The organism is Chromobacterium vaccinii (genome assembly GCF_001855275.1).
Taxonomy (GTDB): Bacteria; Pseudomonadota; Gammaproteobacteria; order Burkholderiales; family Chromobacteriaceae; genus Chromobacterium; species Chromobacterium vaccinii.
Genome location: NZ_CP017707.1, coordinates 3,405,697 through 3,424,242, shown reverse-complemented (window position 1 = coordinate 3,424,242; position 18,546 = coordinate 3,405,697). Strand labels below are relative to the sequence as shown.

Genomic DNA, 18,546 nt, shown 5'->3' with positions numbered 1-18,546 from the left:
CGCCATAGCGTCCTCTCAACGGCGGCCGTGCGCCAGCATCCACGCGCCGGCCAGGCCCAGCGCCCGCGCCTCGATGCCGTTGTAGCCGTGCCAGGCCCAAGGCTGGCATGGATCGCCCTCGTTCTTGCCGCCGTCCAGCAGCATCAGCTCGCGCGGCGCGTCGGCGCGCAGCCGGTCCACCACCGGCCCCAGATTGCCGGGCCGGCTGGCGCGGCATTCATCGCGGCGGTGCTGGATCATCAGCACCGGGATGGCCAGCCGCTCCAGGGGCAGGCCGGCCAGGCTGCCGCGGCCGCTATCTATGCTGGAGGTCAGCAGCAGGCCATCCGCCGCGTCCGGCCGGTTCAACGCCGCCGCCGCCGCCGAGGTGGTGCCGCGGCTGGTGCCGGCCAGCCATACCGGCAGCGCCGCTCCCTGGCGCAGGTAGCCGGACACCGCGGCGATGTCGGCCGCGTGCTCCGGGCTCTCGCGAAAATCGCCCAACAGGCCCCGCGGCATGTCGGATGGCGCGTCCGCCACCGCGACTCGGAAACCCATGTCGGCCCAGCCTTGGCGGGTGCGCACCAGGAAATTCCCCTTGCCCGCGCCCAGCTCGCCCTCGGCCGACAGTTTGAGCAGGCCCTCGCCGCCGGCGAGCAGGATCAGGTTGGCGCGCGCAGGCCCCGGCGGCTCCAGCAGCAGGAAACGCAGCGTGACGCCGGGACGGGTGGGAATCTCCACCAGCCGCTCGGCCCAGGCGGGCAGCGCCAGCAGGCAGCACAGCAGCAGTCGAGTGCGCATGGCGTTCTCCCTTGACAGCGGTTCACGATGTCTGGCGCGGCACGCCAGCGCCTTCCAGCCGGCAGGCGCTCAGGGCAACTCTGCTGCCGCGGCCCGGAACCGGGCGATCACCTCGGACGGCGTGTCCTTGTTGAACGCGGCGTAGAGGCCGCTGTCCAGCTTGTCCAGCCGGATGCCGCGCGCCACCAGCGCGCGGTCCAGACCCAACGCCTTCAGCTTGCCGGCGATCCCGCTCTCGGTGGACGGCAACAGGTCGCAACGGCCGGCCGCCAGCTTCCTGACATTGAGCGTGGAGTCCGGCGACACCTCCAGCCTGGCGAAGCCCTGCTCCTCCAGAAACTCGTGGCGATAGTCGTTCAGCACCACGCAGATGCTGTATTTGCGCGCCTCGTCCAGCGTGCGCGGCTGGATGTCGTTGCGCGCGGCCAGCCGGTAAAAATAGATGTCGGTGTCGATGATCTTGAAAGTGAAGTCCAGGTATTTTTCCCGCTCCCGGGTCCTGGCGATGGGAAACACCATCGCATACGGCCGGCTCTTCGCCTCCTGGTAGGCGCGGGCCCACGGCGCCGCCTGCAGCGCGCTGAACGGCAGGCCCAGCTTGCGCATCACCCGCGTCACCTTCTCCACCGTGGTGCCGCCCATCACTTGTCCGCCCGGGCCCACCATCACGTAGGGCGGATCGTCGTCGGTGTAGATGCGCACCTGCGCCAGGCCATCGGCCCGTCCCGGCATCGGGAACAGGAGAATGGCCGCCAGCAGCGCGCCGAGCTGCAAGCGTAGCCGCATCCGGCCTGCTCCCATCGGTTCCCATCTACTGGTTATAGGCCCCCGGGCCGGTTCTCGATCCTTTTGCGAGCCCCGCGCCCGGGAAGCGGCCGGCAGACGTTCAGTCGCTGAGCACGCGCTGCATCACGTCCAGCAGCCGGTCGATGTCGGCGCGCCCCACCTGCCAGTGGGTGACCAGCCGCATCGCGCCCTGATGCGGCGGGTTGGCCAGGAAACCGGCCTGCTTCAACGCCGACATCAGCTCGGCGGCGTCGATGTCGGCGTTGAAGCGGAACCACACCAGGTTGATGTGGACGTCGGCCGGATCGATGTCCACGCACGGCAGCTTGGCCAGGCCCTCGGCCAGGTAACGGGCATTCTGGTGGTCTTCGTCCAGCCGCGCCGCCATTTCGCTCAGCGCCAGGATGCCGGGCGCGGCGATCACGCCGGCCTGGCGCATGCCGCCGCCCAGCAGCTTGCGCTTGCGGCGCGCCTGGGCGATGAAGTCGGCGGAGCCGGCCAGAATGGAGCCGATCGGCGCGGCCAGGCCCTTGGACAGACAGGCCATCACGCTGTCGACGTGGCGGGTGATCTCGCGCGCGTCGCAACCCAGATGGGCGGCGGCGTTGAACACCCGCGCGCCGTCCAGGTGGACCGGCACGCCGTGCTCGCGCGCCAGCGCCGCGGTGTCGGCCATCGCCGACAGCGGCAGCACGCGGCCATTGCCGTGGGCGTTCTCCAGGCAGATCAGGCCGGTGCGCGGCTCGTGGATGTCGTCGCCGACGCGGATGCGGCGCTCGATCGCGTCCACCGCCATCAGGCCGTTGTCGCCTTCTATCGTGCGCATGTGGGCGCCGGCGATCACCGCCGCCGCGCCGGCCTCGTGCCAGACGATATGGCTGTTGTCCTCGACGATCACCTCGTCGCCGCGGCGACAGTGGGTGAACAACGCCAGCTGGTTGCCGAAGGTGCCGCTGGGGACGAACAGCGCCGCCTCCTTGCCCAGCTTGTCGGCGGCCAGCTCCTCCAGCCTCAGCACGGTGGGGTCGTCGCCGTAGACGTCGTCGCCGACCTCGGCCTCGGCCATCGCGCGGCGCATCGCCGGCGTCGGGTGGGTGACGGTATCGCTGCGAAAGTCTATCCACTGCATCTGCGCTTCTCCTCAAGTGTGGTGATATGCCGGCAGGGCCAGATAGCCCGCCAGCGCGTCGGTAATCGCTTGCTCCAGCGCCTCGGCCTGCGGATCGGCGTCCAGCAGCAGGCCGTGCACCAGGCTGTCGGCCATCCGCAGCAGCAGCGCGGCCCGGGCGGGATCGCCGCCGGCTTCGGCCAGCCAGGCCGCGATCCGCGCATGGAGCGCGGCGTCGATGGGATTGCTGGCCGGCGGCTCGTCGTAGATCGGCCATTCTCGCTCCAGCACCCGGTGCAGGCCCAACTCGCGCCGGTGCAGCTCCAGCGCTGCGGCCACCATCGCCGCCAGTTGCTCCCGCGGCGGCCGGCCGGCGCTGCGCGCCAGCGCGTCGTCCAGCGCCGCCAGCGTCTCCTCGCCATGCCGGCGGTGCAGCGCGGCCAGCACGGCCTGCTTGTTGGGGAAGTACTGGTACAGCGAGCCGATGCCGACGCCGGACAGCTCGGCGACGCGGTTGGTGTTGAACGCGGCGTAGCCGTCGCCGGCCAGAATGCGAGCCGCCGCCTCCAGAATGGCGGCGACGGCGTGGCGGGAACGGGCCTGGCGCGGCTGTTTGCGCGGCTGCGGAATGGCGGTCATGGGCTTAGCTAAACACGAGTTTTCCGGCGTCGCAAGCGCGCTTACATTAGCGGCTGGCGCGGAGCCGGCCCGCCCTCTCTTTCCATCCACACGGGAATATCGCCATGTCCAAGACCCTGGCTTTCTTCGCGCTGATGCGCGTCCACCCCAACTGGCTGCGGCTGAGCCGGCCGGAGCGCCGCCGCTTCGAGGACGATACCCTGAAGCCGATCTACGCCCGCTATCCCGAGGTGCGCATGCGCTGGTTCGACGCCGAAGCCTTCACCGCCCGCTGCAGCGACGTGGCGATGTTCGAGACCGAATCGGTGCAGGCCTTCTATTACCTGATCGACGCGCTGCGCGACAGCCCGCTGATGACAGAACCTTATTTCGAGTTCGTCGACATCATTCCGGCGGTGGAGGATGGCTTCCGCGACTACGACGCCCAGCTGGCGCAATAGGCCGAATGCCGACGGCGGCCGCTGGGGCCGCCGTCATCGGACATGCATCGGAGATTCAGGCTTGGCCTGATAAGGCCGGCGCGGAAGGCCGGCGTCTTGCATTCAACGGATTGTCAGTCTAGGCGGTTCAGTGGATTCGGTACGATTGTCGGATCGCGTCGGCTTGACGCTCCGCCTTCTGGATGTCCGGCGTGGCCATCGTGATGTCGGCGCCGCAACTGCAGCGCAGCGCATGGTCGGGTAACAAGGCCTTCAGATGTTGGCGGGTTTCTCGCCCGCACTCCTCGCAGGCGATGACCACGGTGGCGTTGTAATGCTTATCCAGATCGATGTCGAACCTTTGCTGCTTCATCGGATTCTCCCTAGAACTGAGAGTCGACCGGCAGAGGACCTGCCGACGGCAATTCGTGCCGGTCTCGGAACGCGGCCGGCAAAACCGGCGCGTATAGAAGAAGATAGGGCAACCAGAAAAAGGTTCCAATCTATCAAGCAGTTGGATTGTAAAAAAATCTTCACGCGGAGCCAGAAACGCCACACCCGGAACCCCGCCGCCGCCGCCAGGCCGCGCCCGGACTGGCACCCCGCCCTCGGCTTGGTTATCCTTGGCCGTTTTTGCGCAACAGGTTATCCCGATGGACCACTCCGCCGATCTCGACCGCCGCTTCGGCGGCATTGCCCGCCTGTACGGCGACGACGCGCTCGCGCTCTTCGGCCGCGCCCACGTCTGCGTGGTGGGCGTAGGCGGCGTCGGCTCCTGGGTGGTGGAAGCGTTGGCGCGCAGCGCGATCGGCCGCCTGACGCTGATCGACCTGGACAACGTCGCCGAATCCAACACCAACCGCCAGTTGCCGGCGCTGGACCCGCTGTACGGCATGGCCAAGGTGACGGCGCTGGCCGAGCGGGTCAAGGCCATCAACCCGGCCTGCGAGGTGACGGAGATAGAAGACTTCGTCACCGAAGAGAATATGGACGAGATGCTGGGCCGCGGCTACGACTACATCGTCGACTGCATCGACAGCCTGAAAGTAAAGACGGCGATGGCCGCCTGGTGCGCCAGGAAACGCCAGCGCTTCATCGTCTCCGGCGGCGCCGGCGGCCAGATGGACCCGAGCAAGATCAAACTGGCCGACCTGTCCGAGGTGACGCAGGACCCGCTGCTGTCCAAGCTGCGCTACAACCTGCGCCGCCACCACGGCTTCGCCCGCGACGGCAAGAAGATGGGCGTGCCCTGCGTCTACTCCACCGAGCAACTGGTCTACCCGCAGGCCCAGGCCTGCGACGCGGGAGACGCGCGCGGACCACAGGGCTTGTCCTGCGCCGGCTTCGGCGCCGGCATGGTGGTGACGGCCAGCTTCGGCCTGTTCGCCGCGTCGCGGGTGCTGACGGAACTGGCGAAGGTCAAGAAATCAGCCAAGCCCGCATAGCGGTTTGTTAGTCTTCCATTCCGCGCGGACCGCTAGCAACGCGCCCATTTTCCCCTTCAGTACGCGCCGGCAAAAAACGTCTGGCCAGGTTTTAAGCCGCCGATATGTTCGACGCCGCGCGACGCTAGCGCGCGGCTAGTTTCGACGGCGCCTGGCCAGATGCTTTTTTGCCGGGGTTTCGCGGACTGCAGGGGCGGCCTGGGATCGCTAAGGGGCTGGCCGCACAGCCCCTGGCCCGTTTGGCGGGCGGAACCGCCACCTGAAACATCGTCCGCGCAGCGGACACATCAGCCTAGGCCAAATGAGCCAACGCCTGTAATTGGGGCATAACTAGTCAAGCAAGCCCACCTCAGTTGCTGCGCTGAATCAGATCCCACTGATTGCCGCACAGGTCGCGGAACACCGCCACCGTGCCGTAGTCCTGCTCCATCGGCGGGCGGGTGAACTCGACGCCCGCCGCGCGGTAGCGCTCGTAATCGCGCCAGAAATCATCGGTATTCAGGAACAGCCACACCCTGCCGCCCGCCTGGTTGCCGATGGCCGCGCGCTGGACATCGTCGCTGGCCCGGGCCAGCAGCAGGCCGGCCGCCGAGCCCGGCGGCGTCACCACCACCCAGCGCTTGTCCTGCTCGGCCTGGTAACTGTCCTCGGTCAGCTCGAAACCCAGCTTGCCGACAAAGAAATCAATGGCCTCGTCGTAGTCGGCCACCACCAGCGACACCAGCGCCAAACTCTGCTTCATGCTCTCTCTCCGCCGCCGAGCGCCGCCGCCGGCGGGACATCCGCCAGCCTGCGCCGCGCTTCGGCCAGGGCGCGATGATACAGCGGGTGGCTGCCTTCCGGCGCCTCGCGCTCAAGCGGATGCCAGAAAAATTCCAGCAGCAGGCCGCCGTCGTCCATGCAGAAATGGCTCCAGGCTTCCGGCAAGGCGGATTCCGCGACACAAAGCTGGAACGACCAGATCTGCGCCTGGTAGCCCGACGACCACTCGCCCAGGTCGAACGCGAGGCGGGCATCGCCGATGCCCGCCTCCTCGGCCAGTTCGCGCAGCGCCGCCTTCGCCGCCGTTTCGCCCGGCTCCACCGTGCCCTTGACCAATTGGCAGCCCGCCGACGGATGGCGGAACCAGAGCAGCGCGCCGTCGCTTCGCAGCAGCAACGGGCAAGCCTTGTTGGCGCTCACGGCTGCAAAATCCGGCAGGCGTGGTCCTGCAGCTCTTCGGCCGAGCCGCGGTTGATTTCGAACAGATCGGCGCGGGTGGCCAGCAGCACGAAGCCTTCACCGTCGCCGAAGCGCGCCGGCAGCATCGCCATGCCATAGCGGCCCATCTCGGCGCGCGCGCCCGGCAGCTCGTTGGCCAGCAGCCGGAAGGGATCTTCCCTGGGGTCGCCGTTCTGGTCGGCGTCCACCCGCCGCGCCCAGTACGCGTGCCCCTTCAGCTCCACCGGCAGCTGCCGCCAGCGGTAGCCCAGGCCGTCGGCCAGATCGTCGATCTGCTGGCGCACGACGGAATCGGTGCAGGAGATGTGGATGTGCAGCTGGTTCTGGCTGCGGCCGTACTGGGAATTGACGGTCAGGGACAACGCCAGCTTGGGCAGCGGCTGCCCGCGCCGGGCGTCCAGATAGCGCCTCGCCTGCCAGGCCGAGCGCCAATAACCGGGCGCGCCGTCGCCCAGCAGCTGCGGGCTTTCGATGCCGCTCACCTTGTCGGTGGGAATCAACAGGTATTGCAGCGGCCCGTTGCGGTCTTTCAGCACCGCCACGCCCCGCTGCAGCGCCACTTCGGCGCAGGGGCCGGGCTGGCCCTGCGCCTGCTGGGCCGGCACGCACTGCTCGCCGACGATGCGCCACAGAGCGTCGCTGTCCGCCAGCGCGTAGAAAGACGCGCCCGCGGCCAGCAGGCCGGCCAGGCCAACGCCGGCCAGGATTCTTCTTTTTTTCATTGCGACTCCATGGGTGGGGGATCAAGCGCGGCAGCGGCAGCCGCCGCCGTCCATCGCCGCATCCTATCCGAATCCGGATTGGAGCAAAAACTCATGCCAATAGCGTTGCCAAAACAACAAAATTGATTCCAATTAAATACAAATTAGCGACCTGATATTTCCCAAAAACACCAAAAATCGGCACAAAACAAAAAAGCCATCCCAAAGGACAGGGATTCCATCTGATTACTTGACCTACTCTGTGCGCCCTCCATGCCGAACAAACTCGGCGCCCAGCCATACATAGACATTCTGCGAAAACTGCAACAATCATGCCAGAAGAATCATTCCGTCCGCTGCTTCACAACATTTCCCGCCGCCAGGCGCTGCTGTTCTGCCTATTGCTCACCGCCTTCGAACTGCTGACCTACCTGGCCAGCGACATGGTGATGCCGGCCATGCTGCGCGTCACCGCCGATCTCTCCGCCGACAGCCGCCACGTGCCTACCGCGCTGAACGCCTTCCTGCTGGGCGGCATCGCCTTCCAGTGGCTGATCGGCCCGCTGTCCGACCGCTTCGGCCGCCGCCCGACGCTGCTGGCCGGCACGCTGATCTTCGCGCTCGCCTGCCTGGCCGCCTCCGGCAGCCAGCACATCGTCTGGTTCAACCTGCTGCGCTTCGTTCAGGGCATCGCGCTGGGCTTCATCGTGGTGGTCAGCTACCCGGCGCTGCAAGAAACCTTCGCCGAGCGCGACGCGGTGCGGCTGATGGCGCTGCTGGCCAATATCGCGCTGCTGTCGCCGCTGGCCGGCCCGCTGCTGGGCAGCCTGCTGCTGGAAGTCCTGTCCTGGCGCCAGCTGTTCGCCGCGCTTGCCGCGGCCACCGCGCTGGTGGCGCTGGGCCTGTGGCGCTGGATGCCGGAAACGCTGGGCGCGCCGCGGCGCGACGGTCCGGCGCAGCAGCCGGTGCCGCTGCGCCTGGGCGTGGCGCTGGCCAATTACCTGGCGCTGCTGAAGCACCGCGACTTCGTCTGCGGCAGTCTGGCGCTGGGCCTGTTGACCATGCCGCTGATCGCCTGGATCGGCCTGTCGCCGCTGCTGCTGATCCGCCATCTCGGCTACAGCGGCCTGGAATATGGCCTGTGGCAATTGCCGGTGTTCGGCGCGGTGATCGCCGGCAACCTGCTGCTGAACCGGCTGGCCGGCCGGATGGAGTTGTCCCGCCTGCTGCGGCTGGCGCTGTGGCCGATGGCCGGCGGCCTGCTGCTGACCGGCCTCGCCGTGCCGCTATCGCCGTCGCTGCCGGCGCTGGTCGCCTGCCTGGCGGTCTACGCCTTCGGCCTGGGCCTGGGCAACGCCACGCTGTACCGGCTGACGCTGTATAGCAGCGACAACGCCAAGGGCAGCGTCGCCGCGATGCTGGGCATGCTGTCCACCGCGATGCTGGGCGGCGGCAGCGCCGTCCTGGCGCTGCTGGACGCCGGCGACAGCCCGGCCCGCTTCGCCGCCGGGGTCAGCCTGGCCTCGCTGCTGGCCTTGCCGCCCTTGTGGCTGCTGCTGCGCCGCCCGCAGCCCCAACCCATCGCCGCCTGACGCCCGCTTTCTTCATCACTGGAACCGCCATGACCACGCTTTCCCATGTCGAGGCGCTGTGCGCGCTGGAACAACCCTACCGCGCCGACGCCGAATGCGACCGCCTGTTCGACGCCGCGATGCGCGAACTGGTCGACTATCACTGCGAGCACAGCCCCGGCTACCGCCGCTGGCTGGAGCAGAACGGCTTCACCCCGGAACGGCTGGCCGGCCTGTCCGACTGGTCGCAGCTGCCGCCCATCTTCGCCAACTACTTCAAGCGCAAGCTGCTGCTGAGCAAGACCGGCGAGGACGCGTTGGAGCTGACCTCCTCCGGCACCACCGGCCAGAAAAGCCGGATGCGCTACGACGAACGCAGCATCGGCGCCGCCCAGCGCATGGTGGACCGCATCTTCGACCACTACGGCTGGAACACCCCGGAGCAGCCGTGCAACTACCTGCTGCTCAGCTACGAGCCGGCCGGCGCCATCACCTTGGGCACCGCTTACACCGACCAATTCCTGTGCAAGTACGCGCCGGTGAACCGCGCCGTCTACACGTTGCGCCACAACGGCAAGGGCAATGAGTTCGATCCCTTCGGCGCGATGCGCGCGCTGCAGGAATTCGCCGCCGAAGGATTGCCGGTACGCATCCTCGGCTTTCCCGCCTTCCTGTGGTTCACGCTGGAGCGGATGCGCGACATGGGCCTGCCGCCGCTTTCCCTGCACCCGGAATCGCTGGTATTCCTCGGCGGCGGCTGGAAAACCCATGCCGACAAGGCGATATCGAAGGCCGAGCTCTACCGCCGGCTGGGCGAGCAGCTGGGCCTGCCGGACGAGCGCTGCCGCGACGGCTACGGCTCGGTCGAGCACCCGGTGCCCTACGTCGAGTGCCCGAATCACCGCTTCCACGTGCCCAGCTGGGCCCGCGCCTGGGCGCGCGACACCGCGACGCTGGCGCGGCTGCCCTACGGCGAGGCCGGCTTCCTGCACCTGGTTTCGCCTTACATCACCTCCAGCCCGGCGCACAGCATGCTGCTGAGCGATCTCGCCGTGCTGCATCCGGCCGAAAGCTGCGGCTGCGGCCTGGCCACCGACTGGTTCGAACTCTTGGGCCGCGCCGGCACCAGCAAGAGCCGCAGCTGCGCGATGGCCGCGTCCGAACTGATCAAGGAGTCCTGACATGTATCTGATTGATGGAGAATTGCGCGCCGACATCGAGCTCGACGCCGCATTGGCCGCGTTGCGCGGCAGCCTGCCCGACGCGCTGGCCGCGGAACCGGACGTGAACGCCGTGCTGTCCTGCGCCGAGCGCTTCGCCGACGCGCTGGCCCGCGCCGAGCGCCACCCGCTGCTGGACGAGGCCGGCCGCGCGCAACTGGCCGCCTTCTGCCGCCGCGAGGCGCTGCAGGCCAAGCTGGAGCGCGAGCTGGGCGAGCGGCCGTTCTCGCTGCGCCGCCCCGACTACCGGGAAGCGCGCTTCGAGGCCTGGCGGCCGCTGGGCCTGGTGCTGCACGTGACGCCGTCCAACGCCGCGCTGCTGCCCTTCATGGCGGCGCTGGAAGGCCTGCTGGCCGGCAACGTCAACTGGCTGCGCCCCAGCTCCAGCGACCAGGGTCTCAGCGCCCGGCTGCTGGCCGAGCTGCTGCGCCACGACGCCAGCGGCCGGCTGGCCGCCCGCGTCGCCGTGCTGCCGGCGCCGAGCGAGGCGCTCTCGCGGCTGATGGCCGACGCCGACGGCGTGTCGGCCTGGGGCGGCGACGCCGCCTTGTCCGCGATCCGCGCGCAGCTGCCGGCCGGCTGCCGCTGGATAGACTGGGGCCATCGCGTCAGCTTCGCCTATCTCGACCCCGCCGCCGCCGCGGACGAGGCGCTGGACGCGCTGGCCGACGATATCTGCCGCTTCGACCAGCAAGCCTGCTCCAGCCCGCAGGCGCTGCTGGTGGACAGCGACGATCCGTCAGCGATCCACGACATGGCGCGCCGGCTGGCCGCCGCGCTCGCCCGCCGCGCGCCGCTGTGGCCGGCGCTGACGCCGGACCTGCAGGAAGCGGCCGAGATCAGCGCCCGGATGGCCTTCCACAAGCTGGACCAGGCCTTCGCCGACGACCAGGGCCAGGTGCTGTCCGGCCAGGGCTGGCGGCTGGCCTGGAACATGGATCAGGAGCTGGCGCCGTCGCCGCTGTTCCGCACCGTGGAGCTGAGGCCGGCTCCCCGCGCGGCGCTGGCCCGCATCCTGCGCCCCTGGCGCACCCATCTGCAAAGCTGCGGCCTGATCGCGCCCGCCGTCCGGCTGCCGGAACTGAGCCGCGCGCTGTTGGCCGCCGGCGTCAGCCGCGTCGCGCCGGCCGGCCGCATGCACGACGGCTACCACGGCGAGCCGCACGACGGCGTCTACGCGCTGCAGCGGCTGTCGCGCCGGGTGTCGGTGAGCCTGGACGCCGCCGCGCTGCCCGGCCACGCCCACCTGGACGCGCCGCCGGCCGAGCCCGAGGGCCTGGCCGCGCTGCCGGTGATGGACAAGGACGCCTTCCAGAGTCAGGGCGCCAACGGCAAGGCGCAGCTGTTCTTCCGCAGCGGCGGCAGCAGCGGCGCGCCCAAGCTGGCCGGCTTCAGCTACCGCGACTACCACCGCCAGATGCGCGCCGCCGCCGACGGCCTGCTGGCCGCCGGCCTTGACCCGGCCGCCGACCGCGCGATGAATCTGCTGTACGGCGGCAAGCTGTACGGCGGCATGCTCAGCTTCTTCACCATCCTCGACCACATGGGCGTCGCCCAGTATCCGATGGGCGGCCCGTCCGACGACGACTTCAGCGAGATCGCCCACTTCATCGTCGAGCAGAAGATCAACACCCTGATCGGCATGCCGGGCACGCTGCACCGGCTGTTCGAATGCGAGAACAAGCTGCTGCGCCGCTACGGCGGCGTGCGCAAGGTGTTCTGCGGCGGCGAGCACATCAGCGACGGCCAGCGCGCCTACATCGGCAGCTTCGGCGTGGAGCTGATCCGCTCGGCGATGTACGGCTCGGTGGACGCCGGCCCGCTGGGACACGCCTGCCCGCACTGCGCCGACGGCGAGTTCCACCTGCTGGCCGAAACCCAGTGGCTGGAAGTACTGGATACCGACAGCGACCAGCCCGCCGCTGCCGGCGCATCCGGCCGCCTGGTGTTCACCTCCCGCGAGCGCGAGGCGCAGCGGGTGGAGCGCTACGACCTGGGCGACCTGGGCCAGTGGCTGGACGGCGGCTGCCCCTGCGGCCTGGCTGCGCCGCGCTTCCGCCTGACCGGCCGCCACGGCGCGCTGCTGCGGGTCGGCACCATCTTCGTCAACCCGGCCGCCCTGACCGAAAAGATCGGTCTGCCGATGCAGTGGCTGGTCGACAACGCCGACAGCGGCGGCGACCGCATCCGGCTGCTGGCCGACGGCGATCCATGGGCGGTACGCGCCCGGCTGCTGGAAGAACCGATGCTGAACGAAGTGGTCGGCGGCGGCTTGCTGCAGCTGGACGTGGCCGCCACCCCTGCCGCCGAATTCCGCCGCCACCCGCACAGCGGGAAAACCCCGCTGGTGCTGGACCTTAGACGATGAAACCCGGCCGGCGCCGCGGCGCCGGCATGTACACACATAATCATGAATCCGAAACTGATATCGCTGGTCGAACACGCCCGCAACCATTCGCCGCACTACAACGCGCTCTACCATGGCCTGCCCGCCGAAGGCTGGCGGCTGTCCGACCTCCCTCCGGTCGATCCCGCCGTCTACTGGTGGGACTCGCAGGACCTGTCGCGCTGGCCGGCGCTGACCGCCGCCCCGGTCGACGGCCACGTGTTCAAGACCGGCGGCTCCACCGGCGACGGCAAGCTTTCGGTGTTCAGCCGCGATGAATGGCAAGCCTTCGTCGCCGCCTTCGGCGCCGGCCTCGCCCGCCAGCTGAGACCCGGCGACCGCGTCGCCAATCTGTTCTTCGCCGGCGACCTCTACACCAGCTTGCTGTTCATCCACGGCGCGCTGTCGCATTCGCCGGCGCCGGTGCTGGAATACCCGTTCACCTGCAATGTCGACAACGATGCGCTCGCCGGCGCGATCCGCAGCCACCGCATCAACGTGCTGGCCGGCGTGCCGGCCCAGTTGCTGCGCTTCGCCCACCATCTGGAAGAACAATCGCGGGCGCTGCCCGAGGTGGAGACCGTGCTGTACGGCGGCGAAAGCCTGTTCGGCGAGCAGATCGCCTTGCTGAAGCAGGCGTTCCCGCTGGCCCGGATCGGATCGGTCGGCTGCGCCAGCGTCGACGCCGGCCTGATCGGCTACGCCGACCCGGACTGCGCGCATGGCGAGCACCGGGTATTCGATGAAGACAGCGTCGTCGAGATCGTCGACGAGGACAGCGGCGAGCCGATAGAGGAACCCGGCCGGCGCGGCCTGCTGCTGGTGACCAATCTGCAGCGCCGGCTGATGCCGGTGATCCGCTACCCCAGCGGCGACCTCGCCTGCTGGCGCGAAGCGCCCGGACCCAACCGCAAGTTCGCGCTGCTGGGCCGGGCCGGCAACGGCCACCGCGTCCGCGTCGGCACGCTATCGCTGTTCCCGGAAGAGCTGGGCCGCGCGCTGGGCGAACTGCACGAGCTGCTGGGCTGGCAATTGGACATCTCGCGCGAGCACGGCCGCGACCGGCTGGAGCTGCTGCTGGCGGCGCGCGCGCCGCTGGACCTGACGCGGATGCGCCAGGCGCTGCTGGCCAAGCAGCCGGCGATCGCCGAACTGTGCGAAACGGAGCGGCTGAGCCTGGCGCTGCGCCAGACCACGCCGGAAGCGATGCGCACCCATCCGCGCTCCGGCAAGCTGATGCGGGTGGTGGATCGGCGCGACTACCAGCCGGCGGAGGCGACCGTATGAGCGCCCGCCATCCTCACGCCGCCTGGGCGCGCGCTTACCAGCCGTCCGACGCCGCCGACATCAGCGCGCTGTTCCGCGCCGTCTACGGCGACCACTACGTCTACGCCGACGTCTACCTGCCCAGCCAGATCCAGCAACGCAACGCCAGCGGACAGTGGCGCTCGGCGGTGGCGGTGCGCGACGGCCGGCTGCTGGGCCACGCGACGCTGTGGCTGGACCCGGCCCGGCCCGGCCAGGCGGAGCTGGCGCTGAACGCGGTGCACCCGGACGCGCGCGGCCAGGGCATCGCCAGCTTGCTGGGCCGCCATTTGCGGGCCATGGCCGCCGAGCTCGGCATCGCGCTCTTGACCATCAAGCAGGTGTGCTCGCACCCGCAGAGCCAGTACGTCGCCGGCGCGCTCGGCTTTCACAACACCGCACTGTTGCTGGATTACGTCGATTCGCCGTTCGGCAAGCCGGAGCCGGAAAGCATCGTGTTCGGCTGCCTGCCGCTGCAGCCTAGGCCGCTGCCGCAACTGGCCTGGCCGGCGGAATGGGAATCCTGGCTGGCGCCGCTGCGCCAGGCATTCGGCGAGGGAGAGTACGGGCCCGCCGGCTCGGCCCTGCCCGGCCTGGCGCTGGCGCGCCACGGCCAAAGGCTGGAGCTGACCTCGCAACAGCCGACCGAAGCGCGGCTGGCCGAAATCGCCGCGCTGCCCGCCGGCCAGCTGATCTATCTGAAGCTGCCGGCCGCAACGGAAACGCTGGCGCGGCGGATCCAGCTGCAGAATGCCGGCTTCCGCTTCGGCGGGCTGCTGCCGGCGCCCGCCGGCGGCTGGCAGCTGCTGTGGCTGCGCGGCCTGTCCGGGCAGGACATCCGCTTCTGCGACGAACAGGCCGAACGGCTGTACCGGCTGAACGCTTAAGCCAAGACCCGCCCGCCCGGGCTGCGCACTAGGCACGGCAAGGAGGCGCAACGCCGGATCAGGGGTTTTGCCTTCCTGCTCGCGAGCGGCAGGCTGCGGGCAAAACCTAGCGCAGCGCCTGAGCCAAGGCGCGCCGACGCAGACAGTACATCCAGTACGGCAAGGAGGCGCAACGCGGGATCAGGGGTTTTGCTCGCGGCCTGCAAGCGGCTCCAGCTTGACCGCGGTGCCGTAGCACAGCACCTCGGTCAGCCCGGTCATCACCTCGGTGGCATCGTAGCGCATGCCGATCACCGCGTCGGCGCCCAGCGCCTGCGCGTGCTGGCACATCTCGGCGTAGGTTTCCGAGCGGGCCCGCTCGCACAAGCTGGTATAGATGGTGATGTTGCCGCCGAACAGCGACTGCAGGCCGCCGAAGAAATTGCCGACCAGCGAGCGCGAGCGCACGGTGATGCCGCGCACCACGCCCAGGTTGGCGCTCACCCGGTAGCCGGGCAGTTCGAAAGCGGTGGTGACCATCTTGGCTGGCAGCATGGATTTCTCCCTGGAAAGTTGAACTGGAAAGTTGAAGACGCCGGCCGCTCAGGCGGCGGCCAGCTCGCGCCCGGCGCGGAAGGCGCCGTCGTCCAGCACCGGCACGCAGGCGCTGATGTTCAGTTGCGCGGCCAGAACGATGTCGTCCTGGAAGCCCCGCGCGGCCAGCTCCGCGCCAGAGGCCGTGTATTGCAGCTGGCGCTCCAGGTCGTGGCGGGCCAGCTCGAACGCCGCCTCGGCCGCCAGCGCCTCCGGCGACTTGCCGCGGCGCAAGCGCTGGATGATGGCGCCGGCGCCGATGAAGTCTTCATAGGCGAAACGCAGCCGGCCCTCCGCATCCAGCTCGCCGGCGGCCACCAGCAGCACGTCGCCGCCCATCGTTTCAAGATAGTCGGCCACCGCGGCCGCGTTGCGCAGGCAGGCGGCGACGGTGTTCGCCGACTCGCTGATCAAACTCAGCGCCGCGCCGTTCTGCGAGGGCAGCACCAGGCGGCTGCCGGCCTTCAGCCCGCACAGCGAAGCCGGCGACAGCGAAGGCTGGTGATGGCTGCGTTCGGCGGCCAGTATCGCCTGCTGCTCGCTGGCGAAATCGGCGGCGCCGGTCGTCCTGTAGCGGTAAGGCAGCACCTCGGCGCCGTTGCCGCAGGCGATGTCGACGCTGGTGCCGAACGACAGCACGTCGACGATCACGCAATGGGCCGCCTGCGCGCTCAGATGCTGAACCGCCGGCAAGCCCCATTGCAGACGCACGGAATATTCCTGTTGCGCGTAATGCATCCCACATCCCATCAAGATGGAACACCGCCAGCGGCTTGCGCCGGAGGCGGTGTTTCCGTTGATTCTTCGATACCGTCGCGGTCCGGGCCGCGACCTCTTGTCCCAGGCGCTCTGACGACGCCTTGTTTCTTATAAGTAAGGTCCGAAGATTAACGATTAACGCGGGAAAGCTCAAAGAAAACCGGCTAAAAAACAGGAAAAAGCGCCAAGGCCGGCGTCAGGGCTGATGAATTTCCAACACCGGCCCTGTCAGCCCCGCTTCAGCATCAGCGTATATTCGCCGCCGCGCTCGCCGGCGCGGGCCGCCAGCCGCCCTTCGCCAGACAGTCCAGCAAAATCGCCGCTGCCGCTGCCAGACAACACCTGCAGCGCCGCGCGGGCGCCGGCGGTCGGCGAATACACGCCGTCATGACGCAACACGAAGCTGCCGCTCAATCCATCCCAAGTCCCGGTCACCCGTTCGAAGCCGGTGAAGATCACATCGCCGTCCGGCGATGTCGGATACAGCAGCTGGTATTCCAGCCGGCCCTCGCCCGTCAGCGGGCCGGTCAGTTCGTTGACGATGCTGGCGCGCTTGAGCTCGCCGGCGCCTTCGGTCTGCAGCAGGCTCTGCTCCTGCCACTGCCGGGTCTGGAACGCGCAGCCCAGCGCGACGACAAGATGGGCGCTCATGGTCAGGCTCCTTTCTGAAGATGACAATTCAGCATAACAGCCGGCAAACAAAAACGCCGCCAACCCTGGGGCTGGCGGCGCGTATGCTGCGGCGCGGCGGAATCAGGCCAACAGGCAGGACGCCTGGGTCTCCTCGCTCAGGCGGCGCAGCGCGGGCACTTCCTGCGCGCAGCGCGCCTCCGCCTGCGGGCAACGGGTGCGGAACACGCAGCCGGACGGCGGATTGATCGGACTGGGCAGATCGCCCTGCAGGATCTGGATGGTCTTGTTCTTTTCCAGCTTAGGATCCGGCACCGGGATCGCCGACAGCAGCGCGCGGGTGTACGGGTGCGAGGGCACGTCGTACAAGGCGTGCTTTTGCGCCAGTTCCATCTCGCGGCCCAGGTACATCACCAGGATGCGGTCGGAGATATGCTTGACCACGGCCAGGTCGTGGGCGATGAAGATCAGCGCCAGGCCCATCTCGCGCTGCAGCTCTTTCAGCAGATTGATGATCTGCGCCTGGATCGACACGTCGAGCGCCGATACCGGCTCGTCGCAGATGATCAGCTTGGGCTCGAGGATCAACGCGCGGGCGATGCCGATGCGTTGGCACTGGCCGCCGGAAAACTCGTGCGGATAGCGGTTGATCATCTGCTCGCGCAGACCCACCTTGCGCATCATCGCCTTGACGCGTTTCATCACCTCGTCGGCCGACAGCTCGGGCCGATGCACGCGCAGCGGCTCGCCTATGATCTGGGCGATGGTCATCCGCGGATTCAGCGACGCCAGCGGATCCTGGAAGATCATCTGGATGTCCTTGCGGACGCTCAGCCAATCCTTCTGCCCTCCCTTGCGCAGGTCCTTGCCCATCCACACGATCTCGCCGGCGGTGGCCGGGATCAGGTTGAGGATGGCGCGGGACAGCGTGGACTTGCCGCAGCCGGACTCGCCGACCACGCCCAGCGTCTCGCCGGCGTACAGGTCGAAGCTTACGCCGTCTACCGCCTTCAACGTTTTCTTCGGGCTCCAGGGCCAGGCGTCGCCGCCCTTGACCTGGAAATGCACCTTGACGTTGCGCACCGACAGGATGGGTTGCTTGTTGTCAGGCATGGGTCACCTCCTCGGCGGCTTTGACCAGTTCCTCCGCCGGTTTGTGACAGGCGCGCAGAATCTGCGGATTGAGCGGGTTGGCGGCCAGCGGCGGCAGCTCGCTGGCGCAGCGGGCGACGGCGTGCGCGCAGCGTTCGCTGAACGGGCAGCCCTTGGGCATATTGGCCATGTTCGGCGGATTGCCCGGGATGCTGATCAGCGCGGCGTCCTCGTGATCCAGCCTCGGCAACGCGCCCAAGAGGCCGATGGTGTAGGGGTGGCTCGGGTGGTAGAAGATGTCGTCGGCGCGGCCGTACTCCATCGCGCGGCCGCCGTACATCACCAGCACGTTCTCGCACAGGCCGGCCACTACGCCCAGATCGTGGGTGATCATGATGATGGCGGTGCCGAAATCGCGCTGCAGGTCTTTCAGCAGCGACAGGATCTGCGCCTGCACGGTGACGTCGAGCGCGGTGGTCGGCTCGTCGGCGATCAAGAGCTCCGGCTCGCACAACAGCGCCATCGCGATCATCACCCGCTGACGCATGCCGCCGGAAAACTCGTGCGGATACATGTCCACCCGGCGCGCGGCCTCGGGAATGCGCACCGCGTCCAACAGCTCGATCGCGCGCTTTTTGGCGTCGCGCCGGCTCATGCCCTTGTGCAGCTCCAGCACCTCGGTCATCTGCCGCTCCACCGTCAGGTAGGGGTTCAGCGAGGTCATCGGGTCCTGGAAGATCATCGACACGCGGTCGCCGCGGATGCGGTTGAGGTCGCGGGTCGGCAGCGTCAGCAGATCCTGGCCGTGGAACAGCGCCTGGCCGCTGGCCTGGCCGTTCTTGGCCAACAGGCCCATCATCGCCAGCATGGTCTGGCTCTTGCCGGAGCCGGACTCGCCGACGATGCCCAGGGTCTGGCCCTTGTTCAGCTCGAAGCTCACGCCGTTGACGGCGTTGACCACGCCGTCGTTGGTCTGGAACTGAACCCCGAGGTTGTTGACTTTCAAAATGCTCATGGCTTGCCT

20 protein-coding genes are annotated in these 18,546 nt (G+C 68.6%); 7 read left to right on the top strand and 13 right to left on the bottom strand.

The window, feature by feature from the left end; all coding sequences use genetic code 11:
• Positions 1-15: 15 nt before the first annotated feature.
• The 4 genes from BKX93_RS15850 to BKX93_RS15835 form a co-directional block, all read right to left on the bottom strand.
• Complete coding sequence (locus tag BKX93_RS15850) at positions 16-780, bottom strand: alpha/beta hydrolase (RefSeq protein WP_046157899.1); 765 nt, start codon at positions 778-780, stop codon at positions 16-18.
• Positions 781-849: 69 nt separating this feature from the next.
• On the bottom strand, positions 850-1,566 hold the full coding sequence (locus tag BKX93_RS15845; protein ID WP_046157898.1) for a substrate-binding periplasmic protein: 717 nt from the start codon (positions 1,564-1,566) through the stop codon (positions 850-852).
• A gap of 100 nt (positions 1,567-1,666) precedes the next feature.
• Positions 1,667-2,695, bottom strand: coding sequence for a low-specificity L-threonine aldolase (gene ltaE / locus BKX93_RS15840; protein WP_070980566.1), 1,029 nt, complete (start codon positions 2,693-2,695; stop codon positions 1,667-1,669).
• A gap of 12 nt (positions 2,696-2,707) precedes the next feature.
• Positions 2,708-3,313: a TetR/AcrR family transcriptional regulator gene (locus BKX93_RS15835; protein WP_070980564.1), complete on the bottom strand. Its 606-nt coding sequence runs from the start codon at positions 3,311-3,313 to the stop codon at positions 2,708-2,710.
• 104 nt (positions 3,314-3,417) lie between these two features.
• Here BKX93_RS15835 and BKX93_RS15830 point away from each other — a divergent pair, with 104 nt between their 5' ends.
• Positions 3,418-3,753, top strand: a complete 336-nt coding sequence (locus tag BKX93_RS15830; protein WP_070980562.1) for a darcynin family protein — start codon at positions 3,418-3,420, stop codon at positions 3,751-3,753.
• 127 nt (positions 3,754-3,880) lie between these two features.
• On the opposite strand, the gene BKX93_RS15825 is transcribed toward BKX93_RS15830, so the two are convergent.
• Positions 3,881-4,105: a hypothetical protein gene (locus BKX93_RS15825; RefSeq protein WP_021475044.1), complete on the bottom strand. Its 225-nt coding sequence runs from the start codon at positions 4,103-4,105 to the stop codon at positions 3,881-3,883.
• Between the two features lie 280 nt (positions 4,106-4,385).
• Here BKX93_RS15825 and BKX93_RS15820 point away from each other — a divergent pair, with 280 nt between their 5' ends.
• Positions 4,386-5,177, top strand: a complete 792-nt coding sequence (locus tag BKX93_RS15820; RefSeq protein ID WP_070980561.1) for a tRNA threonylcarbamoyladenosine dehydratase — start codon at positions 4,386-4,388, stop codon at positions 5,175-5,177.
• 349 nt (positions 5,178-5,526) lie between these two features.
• Here the strand turns inward: BKX93_RS15820 and BKX93_RS15815 are convergent, their stop codons facing one another.
• The 3 genes from BKX93_RS15815 to BKX93_RS15805 are packed head-to-tail and all read right to left on the bottom strand — an operon-like array spanning position 5,527 to position 7,120.
• Positions 5,527-5,919, bottom strand: a complete 393-nt coding sequence (locus BKX93_RS15815; RefSeq protein ID WP_046157893.1) for a VOC family protein — start codon at positions 5,917-5,919, stop codon at positions 5,527-5,529.
• Positions 5,916-6,359: an NUDIX hydrolase gene (locus tag BKX93_RS15810; protein ID WP_046157892.1), complete on the bottom strand. Its 444-nt coding sequence runs from the start codon at positions 6,357-6,359 to the stop codon at positions 5,916-5,918. The genes BKX93_RS15815 and BKX93_RS15810 overlap by 4 nt, the downstream gene beginning before the upstream one ends.
• Positions 6,356-7,120: a CDP-diacylglycerol diphosphatase gene (locus tag BKX93_RS15805; RefSeq protein ID WP_070980559.1), complete on the bottom strand. Its 765-nt coding sequence runs from the start codon at positions 7,118-7,120 to the stop codon at positions 6,356-6,358. Before BKX93_RS15805 ends, BKX93_RS15810 begins: the two co-directional genes overlap by 4 nt.
• Positions 7,121-7,431: 311 nt before the next feature.
• On the opposite strand from BKX93_RS15805, the gene BKX93_RS15800 reads away from it, so the two are divergent.
• The 5 genes from BKX93_RS15800 to BKX93_RS15780 are packed head-to-tail and all read left to right on the top strand — an operon-like array spanning position 7,432 to position 14,468.
• Positions 7,432-8,691, top strand: coding sequence for an MFS transporter (locus tag BKX93_RS15800; protein ID WP_070980557.1), 1,260 nt, complete (start codon positions 7,432-7,434; stop codon positions 8,689-8,691).
• Between the two features lie 29 nt (positions 8,692-8,720).
• Entirely contained in the window at positions 8,721-9,851 is a 1,131-nt protein-coding gene (locus BKX93_RS15795) for a LuxE/PaaK family acyltransferase (protein ID WP_070980555.1), read from the top strand.
• A gap of 1 nt (position 9,852) precedes the next feature.
• The gene (locus BKX93_RS15790; protein WP_070980553.1) at positions 9,853-12,258 is read left to right on the top strand and encodes an aldehyde dehydrogenase family protein; all 2,406 of its coding nucleotides are present in this window, start codon (positions 9,853-9,855) and stop codon (positions 12,256-12,258) included.
• Between the two features lie 42 nt (positions 12,259-12,300).
• Positions 12,301-13,563 (top strand): phenylacetate--CoA ligase family protein, encoded by a 1,263-nt coding sequence (locus BKX93_RS15785; protein WP_070980551.1) that lies wholly within the window; start codon positions 12,301-12,303, stop codon positions 13,561-13,563.
• A complete protein-coding gene (locus BKX93_RS15780; protein ID WP_070980550.1) occupies positions 13,560-14,468 on the top strand; it encodes a GNAT family N-acetyltransferase in 909 nt (302 codons plus the stop codon). The genes BKX93_RS15785 and BKX93_RS15780 overlap by 4 nt, the downstream gene beginning before the upstream one ends.
• Before the next feature lie 180 nt (positions 14,469-14,648).
• Here the strand turns inward: BKX93_RS15780 and BKX93_RS15775 are convergent, their stop codons facing one another.
• The 5 genes from BKX93_RS15775 to BKX93_RS15755 all read right to left on the bottom strand — a co-directional run bounded on the left by BKX93_RS15775 (position 14,649) and on the right by BKX93_RS15755 (position 18,537).
• Positions 14,649-15,002 carry a YbjQ family protein gene (locus BKX93_RS15775; RefSeq protein ID WP_046155164.1) on the bottom strand — a complete coding sequence of 118 codons (354 nt, stop codon included), beginning with the start codon at positions 15,000-15,002 and terminating at the stop codon, positions 14,649-14,651.
• A 48-nt stretch (positions 15,003-15,050) separates the two neighbouring features.
• Positions 15,051-15,779 (bottom strand): 2-phosphosulfolactate phosphatase, encoded by a 729-nt coding sequence (locus BKX93_RS15770; protein ID WP_046168310.1) that lies wholly within the window; start codon positions 15,777-15,779, stop codon positions 15,051-15,053.
• A gap of 249 nt (positions 15,780-16,028) precedes the next feature.
• Positions 16,029-16,451, bottom strand: coding sequence for a DUF3224 domain-containing protein (locus tag BKX93_RS15765; RefSeq protein WP_070980548.1), 423 nt, complete (start codon positions 16,449-16,451; stop codon positions 16,029-16,031).
• A 102-nt stretch (positions 16,452-16,553) separates the two neighbouring features.
• Entirely contained in the window at positions 16,554-17,543 is a 990-nt protein-coding gene (gene oppF, locus BKX93_RS15760; RefSeq protein WP_046155166.1) for a murein tripeptide/oligopeptide ABC transporter ATP binding protein OppF, read from the bottom strand.
• Positions 17,536-18,537, bottom strand: coding sequence for an oligopeptide/dipeptide ABC transporter ATP-binding protein (locus BKX93_RS15755; RefSeq protein WP_021477339.1), 1,002 nt, complete (start codon positions 18,535-18,537; stop codon positions 17,536-17,538). The genes oppF and BKX93_RS15755 overlap by 8 nt, the downstream gene beginning before the upstream one ends.
• Positions 18,538-18,546 lie beyond the last annotated feature (9 nt).

Coding starts and splice junctions, on each gene's coding strand:
- BKX93_RS15850 (WP_046157899.1), bottom strand. CDS start 780: ATGCGCACTCGACTGCTGCTGTGCTGCCTGCTGGCGCTGCCCGCCTGG.
- BKX93_RS15845 (WP_046157898.1), bottom strand. CDS start 1,566: ATGCGGCTACGCTTGCAGCTCGGCGCGCTGCTGGCGGCCATTCTCCTG.
- ltaE (WP_070980566.1), bottom strand. CDS start 2,695: ATGCAGTGGATAGACTTTCGCAGCGATACCGTCACCCACCCGACGCCG.
- BKX93_RS15835 (WP_070980564.1), bottom strand. CDS start 3,313: ATGACCGCCATTCCGCAGCCGCGCAAACAGCCGCGCCAGGCCCGTTCC.
- BKX93_RS15830 (WP_070980562.1), top strand. CDS start 3,418: ATGTCCAAGACCCTGGCTTTCTTCGCGCTGATGCGCGTCCACCCCAAC.
- BKX93_RS15825 (WP_021475044.1), bottom strand. CDS start 4,105: ATGAAGCAGCAAAGGTTCGACATCGATCTGGATAAGCATTACAACGCC.
- BKX93_RS15820 (WP_070980561.1), top strand. CDS start 4,386: ATGGACCACTCCGCCGATCTCGACCGCCGCTTCGGCGGCATTGCCCGC.
- BKX93_RS15815 (WP_046157893.1), bottom strand. CDS start 5,919: ATGAAGCAGAGTTTGGCGCTGGTGTCGCTGGTGGTGGCCGACTACGAC.
- BKX93_RS15805 (WP_070980559.1), bottom strand. CDS start 7,120: ATGAAAAAAAGAAGAATCCTGGCCGGCGTTGGCCTGGCCGGCCTGCTG.
- BKX93_RS15800 (WP_070980557.1), top strand. CDS start 7,432: ATGCCAGAAGAATCATTCCGTCCGCTGCTTCACAACATTTCCCGCCGC.
- BKX93_RS15795 (WP_070980555.1), top strand. CDS start 8,721: ATGACCACGCTTTCCCATGTCGAGGCGCTGTGCGCGCTGGAACAACCC.
- BKX93_RS15790 (WP_070980553.1), top strand. CDS start 9,853: ATGTATCTGATTGATGGAGAATTGCGCGCCGACATCGAGCTCGACGCC.
- BKX93_RS15785 (WP_070980551.1), top strand. CDS start 12,301: ATGAATCCGAAACTGATATCGCTGGTCGAACACGCCCGCAACCATTCG.
- BKX93_RS15780 (WP_070980550.1), top strand. CDS start 13,560: ATGAGCGCCCGCCATCCTCACGCCGCCTGGGCGCGCGCTTACCAGCCG.
- BKX93_RS15775 (WP_046155164.1), bottom strand. CDS start 15,002: ATGCTGCCAGCCAAGATGGTCACCACCGCTTTCGAACTGCCCGGCTAC.
- BKX93_RS15770 (WP_046168310.1), bottom strand. CDS start 15,779: ATGCATTACGCGCAACAGGAATATTCCGTGCGTCTGCAATGGGGCTTG.
- BKX93_RS15765 (WP_070980548.1), bottom strand. CDS start 16,451: ATGAGCGCCCATCTTGTCGTCGCGCTGGGCTGCGCGTTCCAGACCCGG.
- oppF (WP_046155166.1), bottom strand. CDS start 17,543: ATGCCTGACAACAAGCAACCCATCCTGTCGGTGCGCAACGTCAAGGTG.
- BKX93_RS15755 (WP_021477339.1), bottom strand. CDS start 18,537: ATGAGCATTTTGAAAGTCAACAACCTCGGGGTTCAGTTCCAGACCAAC.